The following is a 20,388-nucleotide window of genomic DNA, read 5'->3' as shown; positions in this document are numbered from 1 at the left end:
GTCAAATATAATGAAAAATGCAATTTGCCGAGTGGGAAGAAAGTACTCTTGAATACTAAAAAATGGTATAATGTCCTCTGATAGACATGAAAGCGAGGTATTTGTTAAATGGGTAGACGAACATGGCTGATTGTTACCCTGATAATTGCTGTTATTTTCATTGGCTATGGTTATACAAAACATATTGAAACTATGCAGTATTATCGCAGTGCTTTTAATACAGGAGAAAAAGCAATTAAAAAGGCACAGTATCTGCAAGCAGAAAACTATTTCCGAGATGCTTTGAAGAAGAAGCCAAACGATAAGTCTGCTAATGTGCATTTAATGCAGGTTATTAAGTATCGTGCAGGTTTAAAATTGATTAAAGAGAAAAATTATGCACGTGCGCAACACCAGTTTCACGAAGTTACACAAATTGAGAACGGCTCACAGATTCTTGTCCAGCGAGCTGCCTCGAACGAAACAGAGTTAAAGGAAGTTCTTCATGAACTCGAAGTTTTTGAGAAAAATTATCAACGAGCAAAGATACTTTCAACAAACTATGAATATACTGCTTCCAATACAAAATTGGCTGTGATTTTAGGATATGGTAATATTAATCAATCTTACTATGATAGTATCCACAACAAGGCAAAAAAATTAGAAGCATACAATAATCGAATCTTGTCTGGACTGGGATACCATGTTACTGATTCGGACAGTTCAAGTACAGGCGATGATGCTGATTCCCTTTTGTCAAACAGCCAAGGAGCAGCTGACAATTCGGAGTCTGAAAATCAGTTCACTAAAAAAGAAATCAAGCAGGCCCGTAAAATTTTAGATAACGAAGGAATCGATTCCAAAGCTTTTTCGGATCAGGATGTTCGTGAAGTGCTTGAACGGGCAAAAGAGCAGGGCGTAAGTGTTAGTGTCATTGCAGGTGAATTTAAATAGGTGTTCGTGATTGAAAAAATAAAATAGTTTGAGAATTATACTTGTAAAAAAGAAAGTATGTTAATTCGCATATTACAGGTTAATACAGAGGCTGAGTCAAAATATAACTTTTTGACCCAGCCTCTGTATTTTGCAATAGCCATATTAAAATGTTGTAGTATTCTCAGTTTGTTTGTCTGTTTATTAATAGGGCTGCATAATTATTCTCAAGGTTGTTAGAGTTCAAACTGTGAACGCAGTAAATACCAGGTTTCATTGATCTGCTGCAAAGCATAGTCTCTTTGGCCAGCTCTATTATAATAGGCAAGCAGTCTTTCTTTGGGAAAATATTGAAAGCCAGTCTGCATTGCTCCATTACTTTCGTTGAAATAATACCAATGTCCATTAATTTTTTGGGAACCGTACTGCATCTGTCCTGCAGCATTGAAATAAGCAACTTTTTGAGCCTCAGGAATGTAACGCAGCCCAGTCTTTACTGCACCCGATTGCTTATCAAACAAGTACCATTGGCCATCAATTTGCTGGGGGCCAAATTGCATTTGACCTTGTTCATTAAAATAAACAGTTTTTCTTTGCAGTTTAAGATATTGAAAACCAGTCTGCATGATCCCGCTATCTTTATCAAAAAGATAGAAATGATCTGCAATTTTTTTAAGGCCATGCTGTAGCTTGCCGTTTTTATCAAGATAAACTACCTGATTTGAAGAATTAAGAGTATAAAAACCGGTTTGGATAATTCCATTTTTTTTATTAAAAAGATACCAATCCTCACCCAGTTTCTTCATCCCCTTTTGTAAGAAACCATCTTGTCCAAAATAATATTGATGGTCTTCAATTGCTTGAAAGCCAGTCTGCATTTTTCCTGTGGCACTGTAGTACTGCATTTTTCCATTCACTTCTTGCCAACCTGTTCGTTTTTTCCCGGTAATTCCATCTAAACGATATATATTATGTGCGGTATTGACCTGCAAATCATATACTGAAGAATTATTGGCAGCGGATGCGATCATTTCTTGCAGCTGCTCGGGAACTATAGTTGTTGTATTATACATTCTTTGAATGCGGTGCCCAGAAGTATTTTGTGAGTATTTTGTTTCACTGTCGTTAAAAGCTGCTGTAGTTTTATAAGGGAGAGCAGCTTCTTTAATGATACGAGAAGCAATTGTATGAAACCAATTATTAGTTACTGTTAATTTGAAAAAGTAGTCTCTGATAAAAAGTATCATTTGAAGAGCAGACTTAATTTCTTCAGAATTATCATGCATTGTCCATGCGTGTCCAGAATTTATTAGACCTCTTTTTTTCATTTGGTTTAAGTAATCAATTTGAGCTGTTTTACTAGGCTGTTTTTCAAAAGTAAAAGTTAAGTCTTTGGAAGAAGCAGGCTGTTTTTTGTCTATAGCAATTGTTTTGTCGTTTTCATCTTTAAGAGAAAGGATTAAGCCCTTAAAAAATGGGACAGAATTGTTGTCTTGGGGGTGATTTTTTTCGGGCGATGAATCTTGTTCAGGCTGCTGATTAAGAGGTGCCGTTTTTGAGTCTCTTACAGCAGGCACAGGCTTACTCGAGCCGGCAGAATTATTGGTAGGCACGGAGTTTTTATTAGAAGAGGAACTATCATTTTTAAAACTGCTGCTGGATTCTGCACTCTGAGCATTTGTAACCGTGTCATCCTCAGAAACTTGAGTTTGCACATCTGTCTTGGAACTGGAACTATCATTTTTTGAGGTTGTTTCGGCATTAGTGCTGGAAGAATCACTGCCATCAGTGTCGGCCGATGTGGAAGTACTTGATGAAGCATCTGAAGAACTTGAACTTGTTGAACTTTTTGTGGCCGAACTTGTTTCAGCGGTCTCGGTGTCTGCAGAAGACGAAGCAGTTGAGTGCGTATCTTCTTGCTGACCGTTGCTAACTTCAGTTGAGCTTTCTTTTGCAGTGTCTGCATTAGTTGATGCTGAGCGGATATCGCTTGTCTTAGAAGGCTGGTCAGCAGTTGCAGTCTTTTTTTCTATTGTGCCAACCGGGCTGCTTTCGCTACTGCCAGATGTATTGCTCGAAATTTCCGAGGTATCAGCTCTTGCTTCTAGGCCAGCAGTTGTCAGTAAAATAGAAACAAATGCAACAAATAACAGTGAACAGTCAGTTAGTTTGCTATGGCTGGATAATTTTTTCTTGAACAGCTGCATCAGACAAAATTCCCTTCTTAATATTACTAATCAAGCAAAACAGCCCTTGTTTATGAGAGGCTCTATACCAAAAGATTTCTATGTACCAAATAAAGTATTTTCACTTAACAAATACTCTTATGTTTCAAACATTGTGAAAAAATTTTAGGCAACAAAAAATAAAAACTTTTTATGACGTCAACTTTATTGTGCACATAGGTAATCGATTTAGTTGAATAATAGCATATTAAGCCGATTTCAAGCAAACAACTTAACTACGTTCGTTATATGTTTGTTAAATTTTAGAAGTAATTTTAAAATAAAACTGCTGCAGTTTTACAGACTCAGAAGGTCTGGTTAAAGAATATTAGTGTCCGACTATTTGGTGTCAGTTCTATTTTTGTTAAACCTGCATTCGAAGGCTCATTAAGCCCTGCTAAATTAGTGATACCCAGGATTGCATTTAACATCAGCTTGATCGTAAAACCATGGCTTGCAACCAAAATAGTTTGCTCAGGGTAATTTTTATTCAACTCGTTGAAAAAGTGATGCAGCCTTTTTGTAACAGCTTCAAAGCTTTCACCATGAGAGACTTTTTCAGAATCAGGTAGCAGATTCATTTTTTCATCAAAAAAGCGCGCATATCTTTGATGGATTACTGTTTCCAACTGTCCGTCCCAATCACCATAATCGAATTCGCACAGCCTCGAATCAAATGTAGTGACAGATTGAGGTGCAATTAGCTGAGCTGTCTGAGCCGCTCTTAGTAGAGGACTTGCAAAGACATGGTCAAAATGAAGTGAAGCAGCAGTTAATCTTCGCTGAACTTCAAGAGCTTGCTGCTTTCCTTTTGCACTCAACGGAGTGTCAATCTTGCTGCCTTGCAGGATACCAGCAGCATTGGCTTCACTTTGTCCATGGCGGATAATGTATAGAATTGTCATTGTTAACCTCCGATATAAGTTCTAATATTTTTAGAATAAGCAATTATAAAAACAAAAGCAAACTCTTTTTTATTATATGAAAATAAGGACGTTATATTATATAGTAAAAAGAATGTACCAATAGTCGTTAGGTTTTGAGCATTAACTGTGAATTACGAACAGAGTTCGAATTTGACTATGAGTAGTAATTCGTGGCTAAACGGAAAAGAACTGACTATTGAAACCTGTCAATATGGTAACTGCAAGGAAGTACAAAAAAGCTGAGCCAAAACATAAGGTTTGATCCAGCCCCTTTTTGATGTTTTATAAAATCATAAAGGCAGATCAGCTAGTTTTTCTTTCTGGTTACACAGTAGATTAATGACATCATAATTAAAAATACAAAGCCAACCAGCACTGAAATGCGGGTTTCGGGATTAAAAAACATAAAAACAAGAGTTAATAATAAAACAGTTAGTGCAAAATAGTTGCTCAAAGGACAAAAAGGTAGTTTGAAAGGATGGTTAATCAACTTTTCTGGGTGCATTTTTCTGAATTTCAGCTGGCTTAGTAAAATAACAAACCAGGGTACCATCCCCGGTAGAACACTGGAACTATAAACCAGGACAAAGACGTTTGAGCTTCCTTTAAAAATATACGGCAAAAGTTCATTTAGAAGCATTCCGCAAAAAATTCCAGTGGAGATTAATAAGACAGGAAGGGTAGGAACACCGTGACGCGAAACTTTAATGAATTTTTCTGAAATTTCTTTTTTTAGTCCTAGTGTGTAGAGCATACGGCTGGAACTGAAAATTCCTGAATTACAGCCTGACATGGCAGCGGTAACTAAAACAAAATTGATAATTCCTGCTGCTGCGGTAATTCCAACACGCGAAAAAGTTTCAACGAAGGGGGATCCGACTTGAGCCAACTTATTCCAAGGGTAGATTGTAACAATCACAAAAATTGAGCCGATATAAAAGATTAAGATACGCGCAACTATTGATTTAATAGATTTAACGATAGTTGTTTGCGGATTTTGTGCTTCACCTGCAGTGATTCCAATTACTTCAATTCCCTGGTAAGAAGCAATTACGATCGAAAGGGCAAAAATAAAACCTTTAAAACCGCCTGTAAAGAAGCCGCCATGAGCCCAGAGATTTGAAAAACCGAGCGGTTGTCCGTGATTACCGACTCCAAGCAAAATAACCAAGGCTCCTAAAATAAGCATAAAAATAATAGTGACAACTTTGATGAGAGCAAACCAAGATTCCAATTCGCCGTACGCTTTAACAGAAGCAAGGTTAGCGGCACAAAGGGTAACTACGATTGCAGTACCCGAGACCCAGCCTGGTATTCCCGGCCACCAGTAATTTAGGTATTGTCCGACAGCAATGACCTCACTTATTCCGACAACTAAGTATTGGAAAATATTACTCCACGCAGTTAGATACCCGGCAAGCGGATGAATATATTCTGAAGCAAATTTTGCAAAGGATGCAGTACTTGGATCAACATAAAGCATTTCCCCTAAAGCGCGCATTACAAGATAAAGGACCAGCCCTGCTAAGGCATATGCCAAAAGAACAGAAGGGCCTGTCCACTTTATCGTAGATGTGGAACCCATAAAAAGGCCGACGCCGATCGTGCCACCTAGGGCTATCATCTGCATGTGGCGTGAGGTCAGCTCACGGTTAAGTTTTCTTTTTGGTTTCATTTTAAAGATATTCCTCCCAGTAAAAGAATAATTAATGATAAAAAAAGCGCTCCTGAAATTTAATTCAGGGGCGCTTTTAGCGTGGTACCACCCATTTTTAATCAATAATATTGATTACACTCTGTAATTGATAACGATTCTCACCGGCAGCTTTTTCACCATAAAGATTATTCCAGCCACACTTGAAAGCAGTATCCTTGAACGATTTTTAGCCGGATCGCACCATTTCCAACTTCTCTTGAAAAAATCACTTTCAAACATTTATCTTTCTCATTGTTTATTCTACTATCTTAAGTGAAAAACTTTTCGATTTCAAGTTTAAAAAGGAAATATTCTTTGAAATGCAAAGAAACAGCAGTCTTTTTATTTGAAATCTCGCCATTTCCAATTTTCAACTTCAGGAAGGTCGGTTCCTTCATCTCTGATATATTGATGATGTTTGGCGATAATCGCATCCATTTTAGCAATCAACTGTCCATACTTTTCAGAATCAGGCAGATTAAGGACGATTGACTTAACAAGGTCAAAACGATCCATCTGGTTCAAAACACGCATGTCAAATGGAGTTGTAATGTCACCATTTTCACGATAACCATGAACATGCAGGTTATGATTATGACGATCGAAGAAAAGATCACGTATTAAACCCTCATAGCCATGGAAAGCAAAAATAATTGGTTTGTTCTTAGTAAAGTAAGCATCGAATTCAACATCACTCAAACCACGGGGGTCTTCTTTTTGGCTGCGCAGTTTCAAAAGGTCAACAATGTTAATAAAACGAATCTTTACGTTTGGAATTGTTTTATGCAGTAATTGAATAGCAGCCAAGCTTTCTGTATTAGGTTCTGTGCCAGCTGCGGCTAAAACTACATCCGGTTCTGCATTGTCGTCGTTTGAAGCCCAATCGACGATCTTTAATCCATTATCGACAAGTTCTTTTGCTTCAGCGACTGAATAGAATTGCTGCCGCGGATGTTTGGAAGTTACAATCAGATTAATCTTCTGGCGGTCATTCAAAACTTTGTCCATCACAGCCAAAAGTGTATTGGCATCTGCAGGAAGATACTCGCGAATAAACGCTGGTTTCTTATCTGCCAAATGACCTAATATTCCCGGATCCTGATGAGTATACCCATTATGATCCTGCTGGAAGACAGTTGAGGATGCAATCAAGTTTAAAGAAGGAATGTCGCTGCGCCATGGTTGATCCGTTGCTTTACGGAGCCATTTGAAGTGCTGTGTCAGCATTGAATCAACGACACGCAAGAAAGCTTCATAGCTGGCAAAAATGCCATGTCGGCCAGTTAAAACATATCCTTCAAGCCAGCCTTCATCTTGATGTTCTGAAAGCTGAGAGTCGATGACCCTGCCGGCACTCGCAAGAAATTCGTCATTAGGTTCTTTGATTTTTTCAAGCCACTGACGTTTCGTAACTTCAAAAAGCGGAGCGAGTCTGTTAGACATCGTTTCATCCGGACCGAATAGCCTGAAATTTTTATTCTTTTCATTTAACTTAATGACGTCTTTAAGGTATTCTGCAAAGACTGTCATATCTTGTGCAAAAACTCTTCCGCGTTTGCTTACGTCAACAGCATAGTTGCGAAAATCCGGTAAAATCAGGTCTTTGATCAGGCTTCCCGGGTTGGTATGCGGGTTTGCAGCCATCCGATGTGTGCCTTTAGGAGCAATGGCAGCAATTTCTGGTTTTAAAGTCCCGTTTTCATCAAATAGTTGCTCCGGGTGATAACTCTTCAGCCAAGCAACCAGTGAATCAGCATGCTGCATATCATTTTGATCTACAGGAATTGGAATCTGGTGGGCACGGAAAGATCCTTCAATAGGTTTATTGTCCCATTCTGTAGGGCCAGTCCATCCTTTAGGGGCACGGAAAATAATCATTGGCCATTGCGGCAAAGAAGCATCATTGTTTTTACGGGCATATTCTTGAATGCCTTTGATCTCTTCAATTGCCTGGTCCACTACAGCAGCCATTTGAGGGTGCATTTTAGCAGGATCTTTTCCTTCAACGAATAAGGGATGCCAGCCCATGCCTTCAAAATATTTTTGTAATTCTTCATCACTTTGGCGAGAAAGAATCGTGGGATTAGAGATCTTAAAGCCGTTGAGGTTCAAAATGGGAAGAACAGCTCCATCATTGATCGGATTAATGAACTTATTCGACTGCCAAGAAGTTGCAAGGGGTCCTGTTTCAGCTTCACCATCGCCGACAACCACAGCAGAAATAAGGTCAGGATTGTCAAAGATAGCACCAACACCATGGGAGATAGAGTACCCTAATTCGCCGCCTTCATGGATAGAACCGGGAGTTTCAGGAGCAGCATGTGAAGCCACTCCGCCAGGGAAAGAAAAGCGCTTGAACAGTTTTTTCATACCGTTTTCATCTTGAGTAATCTCAGGATATATTTCAGTGTAACTACCATCCAAGTATGAATTGGAAACCATTACCTGACCGCCATGGCCGGGACCTTCAACATAGAACATATTCAAATTATATTTATTAATGGTACGATTTAAGTGGGCATAAATAAAATTCTGGCCCGCGATTGTTCCCCAGTGACCAATAGGCTTGACTTTAACGTCGTCAGATTTTAGAGGACGCTTCAAGAGCGGATTGTCTTTGAGGTATAATTGGCCTACAGAAACATAATTTGCTGCACGCCAGAATGCATCAACCTGTTTAAGGTATGAAGATGAGCGATAATCTATTGTATCAGTAGTCATAATATAAGCTCCTTTTTAAGTGGCTTTTTCATCGAATAACGTATTCACACTACACTCTTAATAATAAAGGATATACGATAAAAAACAACTTTTTTATTTTCTGGACCGTACCAATTATAAATAAAGAAACTATGATTGTGGAATCAGATAAGCTATAGTAATTAGGATATTGTTTAACGGCAATATAGCAGTACGTAAATAATTATTAAAGGGACCAATTAAGAAATGCAAGGTAATTGGAAAGTAAGAATTGCTTTTAAATAAATATTGGTTATACTGTACATTCTTAAGAATCATTATGGCTTAATTATCCAGTTAAGATAAAGGGGGGGTATTTTATGAATGTAAAGTATTCTAGAATTGGTTCCCGAGGCAAGATTATTTTTAAAGAATGCAGTTTTTCGTTACAGACGCCCCGTTTTCAATTTCATGACACTATTTCTGTCGGCTTGATTGAAGAAGGAAGTTGTATTGCACATGTGGGACATACAAGACGGATTGGGAATAACACTCTAGTAGTGATTCCGGCACAATACGTTCACTGGTGCCAACCTCTGGCTGTTTTGAATTAGAAATATAAAATGATTTTCCTTGATCCTAAAATGTTGCCACAAGTTACCCATCCAATGGTAACTAAGTTAACACAAGAACAAGTACAGGCAGTAAAAAAGATATTCAGTCATTTGGTTTCAAATCCACAAATGATTGAACACCTTGCGTTAAAAGAATTGACGATTTTTTTAAATGATTCTTTCTCAGTTTTTTCAAGAATTGATGAGTTTGCCAATTCTGATTTTCGTTTGGAAAAAGTATTGAATAAGATTAAAATTAATTATCACTCAGTATTATCTGTAACCGAACTTGCAGCTACAATAGAACTTAGCAAGTTCCATTTTATTAGGCTTTTCAAGCAATGCTACCACATTTCGCCTATGAAATATTTAATAAATTGTAGGATCAACAATGCAAAGAAAGAACTGCTAAAAGATAGAAAGCGTTCGATGGCAGAAATAGCTATTCAAAATGGATTCTATGATGAAAGCCATTTTGATAAGTTATTTAAGCAATATACTGGAGTATCACCTAAGAATTTCCAGCAGCAAGTTACCTCAAAAGTGACAGACTGCCGGCAAAATGATTAACCTTTTTTGTGGTGCTGTATAAACAAATTCCTAGAAGCTTAATGTTCTCGTGATTAGAATTTTGAACTTTCTCAGCATATTCTTGATAGTTTTTGGCCGTTTGTGCACAATCTGCAAATGAAATTACTTCTATTTCTTCAATTTTTTCAGTTTCAATTTGAATTTCTTTGACTTTTGAAGAGACAGCTTTCAAGACTGGAATAGGAATTTTTACGATTCCAGGATACGAATGTTTTTCTTGATCTAATAAATCATCCCCGTTTATTTCAGGATGAATTTTGCCCAAAGAACAGCCTAAGATAGCTGCAGTATTGGCAATTAACCCCAATGGTAATTCAGGATCTATTATTAAAACACATTTTGTTTGCATGATAAAAATCAGCTCCTTTGTATACTATGTTATTAATTAAACAATAAGAGCTGATTTTTTCATTGTATAAAATTGCTTTTAAGTTATGCATGTTATTTTTCAGGTTCAGTAAATTTTTCTAAACGGTAAAGACCTTCTTCATCAAGAGTCTCATTGCCGTTCTTAAATGAATATCCCATTTTTTGGTAAAACTTCAGACCAGTGATTGAGGCTGGTATTTCTACCCGTTTTGCGCGTTTGAAATAAGCATCTTGTTCCAGAACCTCAATTAATTTTTTACCAATACCGTGTCTTTGATATTCTGGCAAAACAAAAATATTGAATAAACTGCTTTCGTCTTTTTTGCCCCAATATGGGCCAATTGAACCAACAGCAACAATTTTATCTTTAGTATCATCAACAAGAACATAACAGTGAAAATATTTAGCCTTTTCAATAAAATCTTTGCCCGTTAAATTTTTAAGATCGTTTTCTAGATATTCTTTAGAATAGTCCTTAATGTTTGTAGTAAGCATTGTAGTAGCAACTAGTTCAGCAACCTTAGCTGCATCATTTTCTTTAAATAAACGGTGTTTAATCATGTTAGATAGACTCCCCATTCAAACAGCTGTTTGGTTTAGGCTGTGTTATTACTCATTTTAACAATTTTTTAGTATTTTCAAAGTGTTTATTCATGATGCTGAATTTAGTGAAGTTAATAGTTGTGAAAATTTATTAAAAACATCTAGTGTTTTAATTGAATTCAGGTACTACATCGATAACCTGCCAGTCAATTGAACAAGACAAAAAATTAATAAGGCAGTATATTAAAATTAATAAACGTTTGTTATGTTCATGGCGGGGTTCAGCTAGCTTTTATGCAGCAACTGTGTGATAAAAAACTGCTATCACCCAAAATGACAATTTTAATTTCTCAATGGTCAGATTTAAGCACTAATTCATCGGAAATAAAAAAATTACAAAAAAGGGGCTGGGTCAAAAATGAAATTTTAGTCTAGTTCCTCTACTTATTCCGGATAAACGTGTTCCATAAGTCAAAATTTTCCGTCTACCCTCGAATTACTCATAGCAAATTACTCGCTATGTTCGTAATTTCTTGTTAGTACTCAAGTTTTACCGACTTATGTCACACTCTCATGATTTGAAAATGCACGGGAGTAAATATGCAGGTGCTTTATCAGTCGAAGATCTACTAGTTAGTCCAATATATGGCGGTTCAAGCAAATTGTCATATATTTATGTATTTACAAGAACGTATGATATTTTAAATTCTGATGCAGATCATCACAAGTGGGCTGTACAGACATTTACTTATTCTGATATGGACCAGGTTTTCCCCTTGTTTCCAATACCAGAAGCGAAAAGAGCGCTAAAAACTATGCCTCGTTTAATAAGGGAAAGCTGTTAACAATGAATACATTATTAATCATCTTCTTGTTATATTTTCTGTGATTATCGCTTCATATTTTAGTGAAAACGCCACTTTGAAGTGAATAATTATTATAAATTGTATTTTAAATAAGGGTAATATTGGGAGGCAATATCATGGTGGATTATCAATTTTTAAACGCTTTTAAATTTAAAACCGGATTAACCTTGAAAAATAGAGTTGTGATGTCACCTATGACCACTATGACTAGTTTTTATAATGGAATGGTTTCTACCGATGAGGTTAACTACTATGCTGCGCGTGCGGCTGGTCTTGGGATGGTTATTACAGGGGTTGCCAACGTTACTGAATCTGGCAAGGGATTTGAAGGAGAGCTTTCCGTAGCTAGTGATGAGATGATTCCGGGACTTCAAAGATTAGCAAACGCAATTCATCAAAATGGTACTAAAGCGATTCTGCAGATTTTTCATGCCGGCCGTAAATCGAATCATAAGATTTTAAGAGGTGAAGAGCCTGTCAGTGCCAGTGCGATCGCAGCTTCCCATCCTGCTGATTCTGAAATTCCACGTGCACTAAGTAATAAGGAGATCTTACACATTATTGATAGTTTTGGGCAAGCAACTCAAAGAGCGATTACCGCAGGCTTTGATGGTGTAGAACTTCATGGTGCAAACACTTATCTTCTGCAGCAATTTTTCTCTCCAAATTCAAATCAACGAAATGACGATTGGGGCGGTAATCGTCAAAAACGGATGAGATTTTCGATGGCAGTTATTAATGAGACCTTGAAAATTGCAAAGAAGTCTCCCCGTCCATTTGTCGTCGGTTACCGCATTTCTCCAGAAGAGATTGAAACACCTGGGATTCGACTGGCTGATTCATTGTATTTTGTAGACCAGATTAAAGATCTGGTCAACTATGTTCATCTTTCAATGGGGAGTTATAAACGAACATCTCTAAACGATAAAACGAACACCCAAACAATTTTGTCACAATTTGCTGAACTTACGAAGGAACATTTGCCGCTGATCGGAGTTGGATCGGTAGAAAAGGCTAGTGATGCAAATGCTGTTTTAGCAGATGGAGCAGACTTAGTTGCGCTTGGCCGTGAACTCTTGCGGGAGCCGCAGTGGGTTCAAAAGGTTATTGCAGGGGATGAGGAAAGTATCCGTAATACGATAAGTCCGGTTGATATGAATGAATTGGCAATTCCTTCGGTAATGCAAGTCTATTTGCAGACTGCTTTCAAATCAGTTATGAACTTCACTACCGATCCGAATGCACCAGTGGATTATCAGAATACTCTGGCTCCCATGGAAGGTGGAAAAAAGGAGCATTAGAAGTTTGAAATGACGGTTTTTGTATAAGATTATTATCTATTCTGTTCGTCACACAATCATAGAAGCATGTTATTCTATAATAGGCTGAAAAAATTATTTATGAGAGGACTGAGAATTATATAAGTCATGCAAAGATATAGAATATCAAAGCACCATCATATGACAATTCATTGGAAAGACTTTATTACAGATGAAAAGCTGCTCGCAAAGGATGCCAGTTTGAAAGAACGTGCTTCTATTGTGGGACGGGTCGGGATCTTGATACTTTCTTGCGGAACAGGGGCATGGCGGGTTAGAGAAGCAATGAATAAAGTGGCTCGTGCATTGAAAATAACATGTTCGGCAGATATCGGGTTGATGTCGCTGCAATTTACCTGCTTTAATAAAGTAACCAGTTGCACACAGGTTTTATCATTGCCTAATACAGGAGTTAATACTGATAAATTAGACAACATGGAACGTTTTGTAAATAACTTTGAAAAAGATTCAATTAATTTAACTGTAAAGCAGATCCACTTGCAGCTTGATCATATTCAAAGAAAACCGAGCAACTATGTACCGCTCATTCAGGGCCTTGCTGCTGCAATTGCATGTTGTTCATTTATCTTTTTGCTAGGTGGAGGCATTCCAGAGATGCTTTGCTCATTTATTGGAGCCGGAAGCGGCAATTGGGCACGTAGCAAATTAAATAGTAAACACATAACTACACTTATCAGTGTAGCAGTCGGTGTGGCGGTCGCTAGTTTGGCCTATCTTTGTATATTTAAAGTATTTGAAAGCTATTTTCAAATATTGGCATCTCATGAAGCAGGATACATTGGGGCTATGCTCTTTGTAATCCCAGGATTTCCCTTTATTACCAGTATGCTTGATATTTCCAAATTAGATATGCGTTCAGGATTAGAGCGCTTGGCATATGCAATTATGATAACTCTTGTTGCTGCATTGGTCGGCTGGCTGGTTGCGTTGCTGGTCCATTTTAGGCCAGAAAATTTCTTAGACCTTGGCCTTTCGCCTTTAATGTTAATGCTGCTTAGACTGCCAGCAAGTTTTGGAGGGGTCTTCGGCTTTTCGATAATGTTTAATAGTTCGTGGAGAATGGCTGCTACAGCGGGAGCTATTGGAGCCGTTGCTAATACACTAAGGCTGGAATTAGTTGATCTGACTTCAATGCCACCTGCTGCTGCCGCTTTCTTCGGGGCTCTTGTAGCTGGAATACTTGCCTCGCTTATTAATCGTTACAATGGTTATCCGCGAATATCACTGACAGTTCCCTCAATAGTTATTATGGTCCCGGGACTTTACATTTACCGGGCGGTTTATAATATTGGGCTTGATGCTATTGGTGTAGGCGGATTGTGGTTGACCAAAGCAGTTATGATTATAATCTTTCTGCCCCTGGGGCTTTTTGTGGCGCGGGTATTATTAGATAGAGATTGGCGTCATTTTGGCTAATTACTTTAATAAAATATTTAAGGATTTATTGGTACATGAAACACGTTAGTGCGCGAATTACAGATTGAAGCAAAAAAACTGGGTCAAAAGTTAACTTTTGACCCAGTTTTTTTGTACTCTCTCACAATTGCCATATTCCATATTAATGTTTCAATAGTCAGCCGTTTTCGTAGTTAATACTCAAAGTTTAGTGACTATTGGTACACTTCCACGTTTCTCTACCTTTCAATAACCTGTCTTTTGCCCGACTGCAAGAAATTTCTGATATTAAAGTTTATCTAATATTCTGCGTAAGATATCCGCGAATTCTTTTTTTGGAAGGACCATGCCGTGATTGAGCCAGTCAATAATGGCACCGACTGTTCCTCTAACTGACCATACGACCAGATAATATCCTTCTGAATCATTTTTATCTAATTTTTCAAAATTCAAGATTTTATCAATCAGCAGCTTGCAGAGTCTGTCGATTACTGCAACGTTTTTTTCATTAATAAAAATTTTTGAAAGCTTTTCATTTTGCTCAATATAATCAATCAAGCGCTGGGCAAGTTCAAAAAAACTTTCAGTCACAGAAGGATAATAAGTTTCGAAACTGTCAAGCAAACCTGTTAAAAAAGTATTATTAATTTTGTCATAAAGGTCATAGATGTCATTATAGTGCAGATAGAAAGTGCTCCTTGAAATGTCTGCTTTTTTCACAATCTCTGCGACAGTTATCTTAGTTAAAGGTTTCTGCTGAAGTATTTGAACTAAGCTATTTTCAATAATCTGACGCGTTTTTCTTGGTCGTCTGTCAAGTCCCATATCTTCCTCCTGGTGGTCAATTTATCCTAATCTGTCCATTATAATACAATCTGCTCTGAATTGAGCTTTGCGTAGGAAAAGATCTATTTATAATAAACGTATATCTACTAATGGACACGTGTACATTGTAAACATATGATAGTTTTTCATAAATAAAAAAACAAACTAGGAGTTTTAACAAAAAGAAAGAAATGCTGCTTGATAATGATTGGGAGGTTTAAACGAAGTGCTGAGCACAAACGTAAAAAAGATAGAACAGCAAAGCTTAAAAATTGGGATATTTATAAACCTGTTGATGAGTGTTACCGGTCTGATTGTTTTTTCATTTACACATCTGCAAGCTCTTTTTTTGGATGCATCTTTTGTTTTGGTTGAGGTAATTTCTGGAATAATTGCCGCAAATGTCTCTCAGGTAAGTCAAAAACGAACTAAGTCTTTTCCAAAGGGGCTATTTATTTTAGAACCGCTTTACATCTTTTTCAAATCAATATTAGTAATTAGTTTAATGACAGTTACTGCCTGGAACGTGAGCTGTAAGGCGTATGAATACTTTTTCAATGGAATAGGAACTCAAATTAAAACAATTCCTGTTTTAATTTACTCAATTGTGATGGTTATTTTGGGTTTTTGTCTTTTAGAAGTGTACCGACACGGAAACGCCAAAGTAAATGATACCAGTGAATTATTATTCGTGGAATCTAAAAACAGTCTGATTGATGTGATGCTCTCTGCTGGCATAGGTGTGGTAGCGATTTTCTTGATGTTTATCCCAGAAGGGTCGCCGTTGTCATTTCTTTTATATACAGGAGACTTCTTTATTACTGTCACGTTAGTAATAACTTTTGTTAACCAGCCGATCGGATATATGAAACAAGCTGTAAGAGAGATCTTAGGCGGAACAATCACCGTCGATGCTGTAAAGCAGAAGGTTTACTCAACTGTTAAGAAAAATACTCCTTCAAAATGGAAGTTTGAAAAAGTTTTGGTATTCAAAGCAGGGATGCATCTTCAAGTTGAAGTACATTGTGTGCCGCAAGAAGCTTTTTCTATATCGGACCTGAATGAAGCAGCTCAGGTTATTAAAGAAGGTTTAGTTTCAGCTTTTAAATTAGTTGATATCAGCTTTGTGATCGAGTTCCCGGATTATACTTGTTATGATGGTAAACACAATATTTAAAGTTGAGTTACTGTCCATAACTGCAAACGCAGCAAAAGAAGCGTTGTATTTCTTAATTAACGGTCACAAAAGAATTGAATTTCAAGTATTTGTAATGAAATCGCATGTGTGAAAATTCAAAGGGAGTTCCATCATCTAAAAAGAAAATTCCTTCCATGATTCCAGCAGGTTCATTAGGTTTAAGCCGTAGCAGTTCCTGATCATTTTTAGTAGAGGGTTCCGCAAAAACTGATAAAAATGACTTGGTGACTGCTTGGTGATGGATCTCTTGCAGATAGTTGAAAATTGATTTTTTGATGATTGAACGACTGAGTTCAGGTACTATTTTAATAGGAATAAAGCCTGTTTCAATCATAAACGGTTTTTTTTCAAAGAGTCTCAGCCGCACGATTTCGTAGACAAAATCATCTGAAGACAAGAAGAGATCTCGCTGTAGCTCTTGTGTTGGTTTAATCACTTCAAACTTGAGAACCTTTGTTTTGGGACGCTTACCATTCATTTTGAAATTATCTGTGACTCCCAGATTTGAACTTTCTTCATAATTGAAAACTGATTCGTTTTTTAAATAAAGTGGGTTGATGAATGTCCCTGCCCCCCTTTTCCTGAAGATCATGCCGTCATTTGCCATCCGATTTAAAGCACGTTTAACGGAGCTGCGGCTGACCTTATAGCTGTTGCTTAACGAACGCTCATCCGGAAGGCGAAGATCTGGATAAGTACCAGCAAAAATTTTTTGTTTTAAATCGGAAATAATCTGTTTATATACTAGCTCTGACATAGACGTACCCCTTAATGATTTCTAAATTCTAGTTAAGCACAATTTGTATGAATAAACAATAAGCTACGAATTTGGTACTCTTAAAAAGTTTAAAAATGGCAGCGTGTATTGAGATTTATATTACAATTGCCCTTTATTTGACAAAATTGATTCAATTACTGGTAGAATATTGGAGGTTGGTACAGTTGAATTTCTGTATTGCTGTTATTTAATTGAGAAATTAAAGTTTGCTGTATGGATTTAAAAGATTCATACATCATGGGAGGAATAAGCATGTCAATTTTAGTTCTTGGAGGCGCCGGCTACATTGGCTCTCATACAGTTGACCGATTAGTTGAAAATAAAACAGAAGTTATTGTTGTCGATAGTCTGGTAACAGGCCACCGTGCAGCGGTTAGTAAGGATGCAAAATTTTACCAAGGAGATATCGCAGATCAAGATTTTATGCGTAAAGTTTTTGCTGAGAACCCGACGATCGATGCTGTAATCCACTTTGCAGCTTTCTCTTTAGTTGCTGAATCAATGAAGAAACCGCTCAAATACTTTGATAACAATACAACAGGGATGGTAAAACTGCTTGAGGTTATGAACGAAGTCGGTGTTAAAAAGATTGTCTTCTCGTCCACTGCAGCTACTTATGGTATTCCAGAGACAATGCCGATTAAAGAAACAGATCTGCAAAAACCGATCAATCCTTATGGAGAAAGTAAGCTGGCAATGGAAAAGATCATGCATTGGACTGATCTTGCCAACGGAATTAAATTCGTTGCGTTGCGCTACTTCAATGTTGCTGGGGCAAAACCAGATGGCAGCATCGGAGAAGACCATAATCCTGAGACTCATCTGCTGCCGATTGTATTGCAGGTAGCGGCGGGGCAGCGTGAAAAGCTTCAGATTTTTGGCGACGACTACAACACACCTGATGGGACCAATGTACGTGATTATGTTCATCCATTTGATTTGGCAGATGCTCACATTTTAGCAGTAAATTATCTACGGGAGGGAAATGACAGTGCAGCCTTTAACTTGGGGTCTTCAACAGGATTTTCCAACATGGAGATCCTAAAGGCTGCTCGTGAAGTTACCGGTAAGAAAATTCCAGCACAGATTGCTCCAAGAAGGGGAGGAGACCCTGATACTCTGATTGCAGCTTCGGATAAGGCACGCAAAATTTTAGGTTGGAAACCGCAATTTGACGATATTCATAAGATTATTGAAACCGCTTGGAAATGGCATGAAACCCATCCGAATGGTTATGACGATAAAAAGTAATTTAAACTTGTAGATTTTTTATAAGTCTTAGGATCTTATAGGTTTGAAGCAGCAAATCAACAATATTTTCAATTTAAGGAAACTTGTTTTTACTGAAACACAGTTGTAAAAATAGGAACTGGGTCATTGACTCGGTTCCTATTTTTAACCTGAAATTTGCCAATTAACGTACTTTAATGGTCAACTTTTTCTGCTTAACCACGAAATTACTCATAGTAAAATTCAGACTAGATTAGTAATTTACAGTTAATGCTCAAAGTATAAAGGCTATTGGCATACCTTTTTAACCGAAATATTCGTTACCACAGGATGTTTTTCTTAGCTTATCTTGGTTGTCTTGCAACAGCAAAAATAGTAAAAGGCATTTTTGATAATTTATATTTTTAAATTAATTATTGAAAAATATAAATTTAGCGACTATACTCTAATCGGGTAAACGCTTACATAAAAAGTGAAATTACTTGTTTTTGGTAAAAAAATAGGACAGATTATCAGGAGGTATTGGTTATGAAAGCTGCAAGAATTTATGGGGAAAAAGATGTTCGGGTAGAAGAAGTTGACGTTACTGAACCTAAGAAAGGCCAAGTCCAAATCAAGGTAAAGTATTGCGGAATCTGCGGAAGTGATCTGCATGCATATCTTGAAGGCTGGGGGCTTCCTACTGTTGCACATCCGTTAACTGGAAAGACAGTTCCAATTACACTAGGTCATGAGTTTGCGGGGGAAGTAGTTAAAGTTGGAAGCGATGTTAATAACCTGAAGGTAGGCGATGCAGTTGCGGTAGAACCGCTGATCGCATGTGGCAAGTGTGAAAACTGCCGCAAAGGATTTTACAATTTTTGTAATAATGCAGTTGCAAAAGACGGTGCAGGAAATTTTCTGGGTTTTTCAGATGATGGCGGTTTCGCTGAATATGCTAATGTGGATGCATTTTTTGCACATAAAATGCCGGCAGGAATGCCTTATGAACTAGGGGCACTTGCTGAACCGACTGCTGTAGTATTTGAGGCTATCAAGAAGAGCGGCTTGCGTGCTGGCGAAGATGTTGCTGTCGAAGGTGCGGGACCGATCGGATTGTTAACAGCAATTTTAGCAAAACTTGCGGGGGCAAACCGTGTCTTTGTAATTGATGTTTCGCAAGAGCGCTTGAACAAAGCAAAAGAATTAGGGCTCAAGCGGATTTTGAATCCCAGCAAGGTAGATGTATTAGAAGAAGTTGGAAAAGAATGTCCTAACGGGGTTGATGTTTCCTTTGAAGCAGCAGGTGTTCAAGCTACATTTGAAAATGCATTGCAGCTGACAAAAAGAACTGGAACTTTGCAGATTGTGGCTCTTTTTGGGAAACCACTTAAGGTAGATATGACAAATGATGTTATTATGCAGGGTATAGATATTATAACTACTCTTTGCTATAACAATTCCTATCCGGAAGTCTTAGGAATGTTGAACAATCATCGTGAATTATTCGCAAAACTGGTAACCAAAAAGATTCCGTTAAGCAAGGTTGTCGAACAAGGAATTAAGACCTTGTCGTCTGAAAAGAATCAAGTTAAAATATTGGTTTCGCCTGAAAATTAGCTTTTGAAATTATTTAAAGAGTCCTGAATTTTAGCGGTATATAACGTAAGTTTCCGCTGAAATTTAGGACTCTTTTATAAAGATGGAATATATAAACATAAAATTTGCTCTAATCTTGGATCTTTTATAAGCTTAACTTGAAGAGGATGTCTAGTAATTGAAAGGGCAGGTTCAATCATAGGAGGAGTTAAAATGGAAATTTATTTGAATTTCACGAATCAAGCTGAGACTGTAATTTCGTTTTACGAAAAAGTTTTTAATACTTCCGTAAAAAACGTACTGCGTTTTGGAGATGATCCGTCTGTTCGTGAACAAAAACCACCTGAGGATCTTTTAAATTTGATAATGTACTCGGAATTAATGATTGACGGGACCCGCGTCCTTGTCTCAGATGTGCCTCAACAAACTAAGACTCTTGTTAAAGGGAATAACATTACTTTGGTAATTAAGCCCAAGAAGCCGAACATCTCTTTGAAAGTCTCAGCACGGATGGTGTGATTGACATGCCGCTTGCGAAAACATCTTGGGCAAAGTTATTTGCAATGGTGACTGATAAATTTGGTATAAGCTGGATGCTTTCATATGAATGATTATAATAACCT

General features: G+C 37.4%; 17 protein-coding genes and 1 other annotated feature. Of the genes, 9 read left to right on the top strand and 8 right to left on the bottom strand.

From position 1 onward, the window contains the following. Positions 1–108: 108 nt before the first annotated feature. Positions 109–933, top strand: a complete 825-nt coding sequence (locus FD46_RS03255; RefSeq protein WP_057895756.1) for a hypothetical protein — start codon at positions 109–111, stop codon at positions 931–933. Between the two features lie 215 nt (positions 934–1,148). Here the strand turns inward: FD46_RS03255 and FD46_RS03250 are convergent, their stop codons facing one another. The 4 genes from FD46_RS03250 to FD46_RS03235 all read right to left on the bottom strand — a co-directional run bounded on the left by FD46_RS03250 (position 1,149) and on the right by FD46_RS03235 (position 8,480). Beyond that, a complete protein-coding gene (locus tag FD46_RS03250) occupies positions 1,149–3,119 on the bottom strand; it encodes a hypothetical protein (protein WP_057895755.1) in 1,971 nt (656 codons plus the stop codon). 323 nt (positions 3,120–3,442) lie between these two features. Then, entirely contained in the window at positions 3,443–4,042 is a 600-nt protein-coding gene (locus FD46_RS03245; RefSeq protein WP_057895754.1) for a histidine phosphatase family protein, read from the bottom strand. Between the two features lie 328 nt (positions 4,043–4,370). Continuing rightward, positions 4,371–5,738: an amino acid permease gene (locus FD46_RS03240; RefSeq protein WP_057895753.1), complete on the bottom strand. Its 1,368-nt coding sequence runs from the start codon at positions 5,736–5,738 to the stop codon at positions 4,371–4,373. Between the two features lie 63 nt (positions 5,739–5,801). Further along, positions 5,802–6,021: a binding site (T-box leader), on the bottom strand. Between the two features lie 80 nt (positions 6,022–6,101). Then, on the bottom strand, positions 6,102–8,480 hold the full coding sequence (locus FD46_RS03235; protein ID WP_057895752.1) for a phosphoketolase family protein: 2,379 nt from the start codon (positions 8,478–8,480) through the stop codon (positions 6,102–6,104). Between the two features lie 338 nt (positions 8,481–8,818). Here FD46_RS03235 and FD46_RS03230 point away from each other — a divergent pair, with 338 nt between their 5' ends. Together FD46_RS03230 and FD46_RS03225 are read left to right on the top strand one after the other, a co-directional pair. Next, positions 8,819–9,052, top strand: coding sequence for a hypothetical protein (locus FD46_RS03230; RefSeq protein WP_057895751.1), 234 nt, complete (start codon positions 8,819–8,821; stop codon positions 9,050–9,052). A 9-nt stretch (positions 9,053–9,061) separates the two neighbouring features. Next, positions 9,062–9,622 carry a helix-turn-helix domain-containing protein gene (locus tag FD46_RS03225; protein WP_057895750.1) on the top strand — a complete coding sequence of 187 codons (561 nt, stop codon included), beginning with the start codon at positions 9,062–9,064 and terminating at the stop codon, positions 9,620–9,622. On the opposite strand, the gene FD46_RS03220 is transcribed toward FD46_RS03225, so the two are convergent. Both FD46_RS03220 and FD46_RS03215 read right to left on the bottom strand, forming a co-directional pair. After that, positions 9,585–9,992 (bottom strand): DUF2000 domain-containing protein, encoded by a 408-nt coding sequence (locus tag FD46_RS03220; RefSeq protein WP_057895749.1) that lies wholly within the window; start codon positions 9,990–9,992, stop codon positions 9,585–9,587. The genes FD46_RS03225 and FD46_RS03220 overlap by 38 nt on opposite strands. Before the next feature lie 92 nt (positions 9,993–10,084). Then, positions 10,085–10,573 carry a GNAT family N-acetyltransferase gene (locus FD46_RS03215; RefSeq protein ID WP_057895748.1) on the bottom strand — a complete coding sequence of 163 codons (489 nt, stop codon included), beginning with the start codon at positions 10,571–10,573 and terminating at the stop codon, positions 10,085–10,087. Between the two features lie 964 nt (positions 10,574–11,537). On the opposite strand from FD46_RS03215, the gene FD46_RS03210 reads away from it, so the two are divergent. Both FD46_RS03210 and FD46_RS03205 read left to right on the top strand, forming a co-directional pair. Further along, positions 11,538–12,722 carry an NADH-dependent flavin oxidoreductase gene (locus FD46_RS03210; RefSeq protein ID WP_057895747.1) on the top strand — a complete coding sequence of 395 codons (1,185 nt, stop codon included), beginning with the start codon at positions 11,538–11,540 and terminating at the stop codon, positions 12,720–12,722. 126 nt (positions 12,723–12,848) lie between these two features. After that, the gene (locus FD46_RS03205) at positions 12,849–14,177 is read left to right on the top strand and encodes a threonine/serine exporter family protein (RefSeq protein WP_057895746.1); all 1,329 of its coding nucleotides are present in this window, start codon (positions 12,849–12,851) and stop codon (positions 14,175–14,177) included. 267 nt (positions 14,178–14,444) lie between these two features. Here FD46_RS03205 and FD46_RS03200 read toward each other — a convergent pair whose 3' ends face one another. Beyond that, a complete protein-coding gene (locus FD46_RS03200) occupies positions 14,445–14,981 on the bottom strand; it encodes a TetR/AcrR family transcriptional regulator (RefSeq protein WP_235805545.1) in 537 nt (178 codons plus the stop codon). A 226-nt stretch (positions 14,982–15,207) separates the two neighbouring features. Between FD46_RS03200 and FD46_RS03195 the strand changes: the two genes are divergently transcribed. Further along, entirely contained in the window at positions 15,208–16,158 is a 951-nt protein-coding gene (locus tag FD46_RS03195; RefSeq protein WP_235805544.1) for a cation efflux transmembrane domain-containing protein, read from the top strand. Positions 16,159–16,210: 52 nt separating this feature from the next. Here FD46_RS03195 and FD46_RS03190 read toward each other — a convergent pair whose 3' ends face one another. Beyond that, a complete protein-coding gene (locus FD46_RS03190; RefSeq protein WP_057895745.1) occupies positions 16,211–16,936 on the bottom strand; it encodes a GntR family transcriptional regulator in 726 nt (241 codons plus the stop codon). 273 nt (positions 16,937–17,209) lie between these two features. Between FD46_RS03190 and galE the strand changes: the two genes are divergently transcribed. The 3 genes from galE (at position 17,210) to FD46_RS03175 (ending at position 20,284) form a co-directional block, all read left to right on the top strand. Further along, on the top strand, positions 17,210–18,208 hold the full coding sequence (gene galE, locus FD46_RS03185) for a UDP-glucose 4-epimerase GalE (RefSeq protein WP_057895744.1): 999 nt from the start codon (positions 17,210–17,212) through the stop codon (positions 18,206–18,208). Positions 18,209–18,715: 507 nt separating this feature from the next. Continuing rightward, positions 18,716–19,786, top strand: coding sequence for a 2,3-butanediol dehydrogenase (locus tag FD46_RS03180; RefSeq protein ID WP_057895743.1), 1,071 nt, complete (start codon positions 18,716–18,718; stop codon positions 19,784–19,786). A 192-nt stretch (positions 19,787–19,978) separates the two neighbouring features. Continuing rightward, complete coding sequence (locus FD46_RS03175; RefSeq protein ID WP_057895742.1) at positions 19,979–20,284, top strand: VOC family protein; 306 nt, start codon at positions 19,979–19,981, stop codon at positions 20,282–20,284. Positions 20,285–20,388: the final 104 nt, after the last annotated feature.

Origin of the sequence: Liquorilactobacillus oeni DSM 19972 (assembly GCF_001436275.1) — a bacterium.
Lineage (GTDB): Bacteria > Bacillota > Bacilli > Lactobacillales > Lactobacillaceae > Liquorilactobacillus > Liquorilactobacillus oeni.
Note: the sequence above shows the minus strand (reverse complement) of the source record. Positions and strands in the feature narration are given on the sequence as shown.

Bases quoted from the DNA above. Each gene is read 5' to 3' on its own strand.
- FD46_RS03255 (WP_057895756.1), top strand. From the start codon at position 109: ATGGGTAGACGAACATGGCTGATTGTTACCCTGATAATTGCTGTTATT.
- FD46_RS03240 (WP_057895753.1), bottom strand. From the start codon at position 5,738: ATGAAACCAAAAAGAAAACTTAACCGTGAGCTGACCTCACGCCACATG.
- FD46_RS03250 (WP_057895755.1), bottom strand. From the start codon at position 3,119: ATGCAGCTGTTCAAGAAAAAATTATCCAGCCATAGCAAACTAACTGAC.
- FD46_RS03245 (WP_057895754.1), bottom strand. From the start codon at position 4,042: ATGACAATTCTATACATTATCCGCCATGGACAAAGTGAAGCCAATGCT.
- FD46_RS03220 (WP_057895749.1), bottom strand. From the start codon at position 9,992: ATGCAAACAAAATGTGTTTTAATAATAGATCCTGAATTACCATTGGGG.
- FD46_RS03235 (WP_057895752.1), bottom strand. From the start codon at position 8,480: ATGACTACTGATACAATAGATTATCGCTCATCTTCATACCTTAAACAG.
- FD46_RS03180 (WP_057895743.1), top strand. From the start codon at position 18,716: ATGAAAGCTGCAAGAATTTATGGGGAAAAAGATGTTCGGGTAGAAGAA.
- FD46_RS03225 (WP_057895750.1), top strand. From the start codon at position 9,062: ATGATTTTCCTTGATCCTAAAATGTTGCCACAAGTTACCCATCCAATG.
- FD46_RS03200 (WP_235805545.1), bottom strand. From the start codon at position 14,981: ATGGGACTTGACAGACGACCAAGAAAAACGCGTCAGATTATTGAAAAT.
- FD46_RS03205 (WP_057895746.1), top strand. From the start codon at position 12,849: ATGCAAAGATATAGAATATCAAAGCACCATCATATGACAATTCATTGG.
- FD46_RS03215 (WP_057895748.1), bottom strand. From the start codon at position 10,573: ATGATTAAACACCGTTTATTTAAAGAAAATGATGCAGCTAAGGTTGCT.
- FD46_RS03175 (WP_057895742.1), top strand. From the start codon at position 19,979: ATGGAAATTTATTTGAATTTCACGAATCAAGCTGAGACTGTAATTTCG.
- FD46_RS03230 (WP_057895751.1), top strand. From the start codon at position 8,819: ATGAATGTAAAGTATTCTAGAATTGGTTCCCGAGGCAAGATTATTTTT.
- galE (WP_057895744.1), top strand. From the start codon at position 17,210: ATGTCAATTTTAGTTCTTGGAGGCGCCGGCTACATTGGCTCTCATACA.
- FD46_RS03210 (WP_057895747.1), top strand. From the start codon at position 11,538: ATGGTGGATTATCAATTTTTAAACGCTTTTAAATTTAAAACCGGATTA.
- FD46_RS03190 (WP_057895745.1), bottom strand. From the start codon at position 16,936: ATGTCAGAGCTAGTATATAAACAGATTATTTCCGATTTAAAACAAAAA.